At 57.1% G+C, this 2,677-nt stretch carries 4 protein-coding genes; all 4 read right to left on the bottom strand.

Annotated elements, in window-relative coordinates:
- The coding region (locus AF71_RS31240) for a hypothetical protein (protein ID WP_169684549.1) at positions 1-233 on the bottom strand (233 nt) is incomplete at its 3' end.
- Entirely contained in the window at positions 233-1,798 is a 1,566-nt protein-coding gene (locus tag AF71_RS31235; RefSeq protein WP_169684547.1) for an IS66 family transposase, read from the bottom strand. The genes AF71_RS31240 and AF71_RS31235, both read right to left, overlap by 1 nt.
- A 72-nt stretch (positions 1,799-1,870) precedes the next feature.
- Positions 1,871-2,218 (bottom strand): IS66 family insertion sequence element accessory protein TnpB, encoded by a 348-nt coding sequence (tnpB, locus tag AF71_RS31230; protein ID WP_018240454.1) that lies wholly within the window; start codon positions 2,216-2,218, stop codon positions 1,871-1,873.
- Complete coding sequence (locus AF71_RS31225) at positions 2,215-2,577, bottom strand: transposase (protein ID WP_169684546.1); 363 nt, start codon at positions 2,575-2,577, stop codon at positions 2,215-2,217. Before AF71_RS31225 ends, tnpB begins: the two co-directional genes overlap by 4 nt.
- Positions 2,578-2,677: the final 100 nt, after the last annotated feature.

Genomic DNA, 2,677 nt, shown 5'->3' with positions numbered 1-2,677 from the left:
AACTGGCGGATTCCACCATCCCATGCCCGTATGTCGGCGAGGAGATTTTGGAGCTCGTCCACGCCGTTCTCGGTCAGGCCCTTTGTGCCGTATTCACTGCCGTCGCGGACATAAAGCAATTCGCCTTCGCTGATATTATCCGAGTTGGCGGTCACCTCTTCGATCAACTCGAGGTTCTCGCCGATCATCTCAGCGACCTCTTTGAGGGTATAGATGATCCTTGAGCGTGCCATCACGCAGCCTCGTACCGGTCTTTTGCCGGAGTCCACTGCCACGGGAGCAGTTCATCAAGTCGATCCTTCGGATGGCTCGGGATCCTGGTCAGGACGTCTGTCAGATAGGTCTCTGGATTGTGGCCATGGAGTTTAGCTGTCTCGATGATGGTCAGGATATTGGCGATGCGCTCGCCGCCCTTGTCTGATCCAGCAAAGAGCCAATTTTTTCTTCCAATTCCGAGTGGCCTCATGGCGCGCTCAGCTATGTTGTTATCGATTTCGACACGGCCATCGTCAATGTAGACGCTCAATGCTGCCCATCGCGAGAGAGCGTATCGCATCGCTTCTGCAAGCTTCTGTTTCTGCGGCAGCGTCGAAAGCGTCGTTTCAATCCAGGCCTTGAGGTCCGCCAGAATGGGTCTGGCGTGTTGCTGGCGCAGTGTGCGCCTCTCGTCAGCCGACATGCCGCGGATACGATCCTCGATATCGTAGAGCGCGCCGATGCGCGATAACGCTTCGTCAGCGATTGAGGATGGCTTGAGCTTGATCACATCATGGAATTTGCGGCGCACATGCGCCATGCAGGCAGCTTCGATGATCTGGTTGCCGTAAAGCTTGCTATAGCCAGCATACCCATCCGCATGCATTACGCCGCTGAAGTCAGCGAGGTGTTCAGCCGGATGCACGCCCTTTCGGTCGGGGCTATAGTAATAGGCGATCGCTCCGGGCGTAGGATCCTGGTAGCCGCTGCCATCGAAGACATAGACCCAGACCCTGCCGGTCTTCGTCTTTCCTCGTCCTGGGTCGAGAACATCGACCGGCGTGTCGTCCGTGTGTATTCGATCGACGGCCGCGAGATGGGCTCTGATCAGCAAGATGAGGGGCGAGAGCAGAACGGACACACGGCCAACCCAGTCCGCCATGACAGACCGGGAGATGTCTATCCCCAGCCGGTCGTACATCTCGGACAAACGGTAGAGTGGGATATGATCGTCAAATTTGGCGACCATGATGTGTGCGAGCAGTCCTGGTCCAGGTTTGCCTCGCTCGATCGGCAAGCTCGGCATCTCACCCGATACCATTGTATCGCAGTCCTTACAGACCATGCGCTTCTCGATATGCCGGACGATCTTCACAGAAGCCGGCACATGCTCCATCACCTGGACCACCTTGTCGGGCGCCTTCAGGAAGGACATGCCACCACAAGTCGGGCAACTGCAGGGCGCTGTGTAGACCCGCTCTTCAGTTGGAAGGCCATCCGGCAGAGGTCTGCGTTTCGCCTTGTCGGGGGTATCATCCAGTTCTGGCAGCGGTCCTTTCCCGGAACGAGCATCAGTCTCGGCGCGAGAGGCTTCGATCTCCTCGAGCATCAGTTCGAATTGCTCAATCTTTCGATCGATCTTTTCCGAGGATGCGCCGTGCTGCCGATGTCGGAGCAGTTCCAGCTGCGCACGCAGAAGACCGATGATCGAGTCGCGTTTGATGACTTCGGCTTCTTGGCTCTCAAGTTTCGCCGCCTGTTCAGCGACGAGCGCGCGCAATGCCAATAGCTCGTCCTGACTGTCCAGCGGCGGTGCTTTCATGCCCAAAAACATAGCCGATTTGCAGCGAAAGCACTAGCGTTTTGCCCCGGATGTCCCTGTAAAATATAGCTTTTAACCCGTGCGGCCAGGGGCGGAAGTCCACGCTGGTCGGCGCCAGTCAATCCCTTCAACAAGCATCGACAACTGAGCCTGCGTCAGATGCGCAACGCCATCTTTCGCCGTCGGCCAAGGAAAGTATCCGCGCTCGAGAATCTTGTAGAATAGGCAAAACCCTTGGCCATCCCACCATAGAAGCTTGATCCGGTCGGCGCGCTTTCCACGGAACCCAAAGATCGCTCCGGAACCCGGCGCTTCCTTGATCACCGCCTCGACCATAGCAGACAGACCGTCGATACCGCGCCGCATATCGGTCACTCCGCAAGCCAAGTAGACCCGCACATTTCCTGTCGGTCCGATCATGCAGCCTCAACACACGCGATCAACGATGACAGCGTCTTGCGTTCAATGTCCGCCGGAACTTTCAAACTGCGACCATTTCGTAGCTGGATCTTGATAAGCGCGGGCGCCCCGCCGGCCGCCGGCATCTGCCCGAGGCTTACGTCGTTAACCAGGTGGACCGGAAGGAACGTTGCTGACACATCGAAGTGGCTAAGCGTTTTCCGCCATAAACGGATCTGCGCAGGATAAATGTCATGGCGACGAGCGACATCGCCAATGCGAACGCCCGGTTGATCGGCTTCAGCCAATATCGCCAGCTTCGCTTCCTTCGACCACCGCCGCCTACGCTCAACGCCGGAAATGATCTCCATGCGAGCCATGCCAACCTCTCAGATCTGATATTAGTGTCAGCACTAATGCTGGTTCTAATGCCAGAACATCGCCTAACTGGCTCGTTCAGCAAAATCCGCTCACCGGACG

The sequence above is a fragment of the Rhizobium sp. 57MFTsu3.2 genome, assembly GCF_012932765.1.
GTDB lineage: Bacteria > Pseudomonadota > Alphaproteobacteria > Rhizobiales > Rhizobiaceae > Rhizobium > Rhizobium altiplani.
This window is presented reverse-complemented; position numbering and strand designations above follow the sequence as displayed.

What these genes read in the sequence shown, in the direction of transcription:
- AF71_RS31225 (WP_169684546.1), bottom strand. Translation starts at nt 2,577, where the DNA reads ATGGCTCGCATGGAGATCATTTCCGGCGTTGAGCGTAGGCGGCGGTGG.
- tnpB (WP_018240454.1), bottom strand. Translation starts at nt 2,218, where the DNA reads ATGATCGGACCGACAGGAAATGTGCGGGTCTACTTGGCTTGCGGAGTG.
- AF71_RS31235 (WP_169684547.1), bottom strand. Translation starts at nt 1,798, where the DNA reads ATGAAAGCACCGCCGCTGGACAGTCAGGACGAGCTATTGGCATTGCGC.